The sequence below is a fragment of the Oleiphilus sp. HI0132 genome (assembly GCF_001635845.1).
Genome location: NZ_LWGJ01001610.1, coordinates 1 through 1,527, shown reverse-complemented (window position 1 = coordinate 1,527; position 1,527 = coordinate 1). Strand labels below are relative to the sequence as shown.

Annotated in this window: 1 protein-coding gene; it reads right to left on the bottom strand. The window is 46.2% G+C overall.

What is annotated here, in order from left to right; genetic code table 11:
* Positions 1 to 1,515, bottom strand: a 1,515-nt coding sequence (gene mnmC, locus A3766_RS24810; RefSeq protein WP_156509114.1) for an FAD-dependent 5-carboxymethylaminomethyl-2-thiouridine(34) oxidoreductase MnmC, incomplete at its 3' end; no start/stop codon positions are given.
* Between the last annotated feature and the right edge of the window lie 12 nt (positions 1,516 to 1,527).

Genomic DNA, 1,527 nt, shown 5'->3' with positions numbered 1-1,527 from the left:
TTGTTCAAAATTTGGAGCGAGCCCAACGATTGGAAGGTAGTCAGGAGTGGTGCAACGAAGGCCGGCGTTACTTTTTACATCATAGTCATTCAGGCTTTTATCTTCAGTGTTCTTATCCGAAATCCATGATGGGTTCCAGTGCTGAATTGCTTCGAAGTTCTTTTCATTGTCTTCTGCATTAGTGCTTTCATTATTTGAGTCCAAATCAAAGGTCGCGCCAAAGTGGTGCCAACCAGAAACAGATGGGCATAGGTAGCCTTCTCCTGTTAACACACACTGCGTAGATTTGATTTCCTCGCTATTCTGCTTAGATCTTATCGATGTAACTTGCCCGCGCAAGGGCTTGGTTGGCAGGTGTGCTAATTGGGGAAAACTCTTGGTGTCATTAGAGTTTGCAATGACAAGATGCCTTGTGTGAAAAAGGCCTGAATTTGTTTCTATGGTCCAGCTTGAGTCTGTATTTTGGCTGATCTGCTTCGCTTCGCAGTTGTAAAATGGAGTGATGGTAGCCTGTGACTTAGCTGGCTTATCGCTAAGTAGTATTTTTGCGTAGACTTTAGGGTCAAGCCAGCCCGCATTCTCAAACCACAAGCCGCCACAGGAGTGTTTCAAGCCAGACTTTTCTGAGGATTCATCAGCGCATATTGGCCGTATAAAATTGGTTGGCAGTTTGGTGTTATTAGCAAAGCGGGTTTGCTTGGCCGCTTCCTTATCACTCCATGCTAGCTGCAGTAAACCGCAAGGGTGCCAGAATTCATTATCAAAGTTTGCCTGTAGCCGCGGGTAATAGCGTAAGCTGTAGGCAAGGCAATGCTCTACGAAGTTAAACGTTTTGTTTCTCTCACTGGGAAACTTTGCGTACATTACCAGTTGGCTCTGGCCGCTGGCACCAGAAACAGGTGCTGGGCGAGTATCTATTATCGCAACATCCAGCCCGCGTTGATACAGCGCTGAAGCAGTGCTGATACCCGCTAAACCGGCCCCAATAATAACGGTATCGAAAGACTTGGACACGTCTTTATCTAAGGCGGCAGCCGTAGAGTTCTTAACGGAATTCTTTATCAGTGTTTGTGGGTAGGCCCAATTTGTTTTGCTTAAAGGTAAGTGACCGGTAGAACTGAGGTCTTGTTTTGTAATAGAGCCAAGAAGCATCTCTCGTTTTTTGCCAAAGCCTTTCTGGCGCTTAACACTGAAACCTGCCGATTCTAGCCCTCGTCTTACAGCTGACGCAGCGGCGAAGGTGGAAAAAGTGGCTCCGTCAGATGATAGTCTGGCAACTTCTTTAAAAAGAGCAGGTGACCACATTTCCGGGTTCTTATTAGGGGAAAAACCGTCCAGGTACCAGCAATCTGCCATAAAACGGTATTCATCCAGGGACTCATAAATATCCCCAAAAACCAGTGTGAGGATGACTCGGCCACACTCGAACTTCAGTGTGTGGTGTCCTTTTATAGTGAAAGGATAGTCGTCGCATAGTTGGGAAGATAAATCTGCAAGCTCAGGCCATTTACTCAAAGAGTTTCTAAG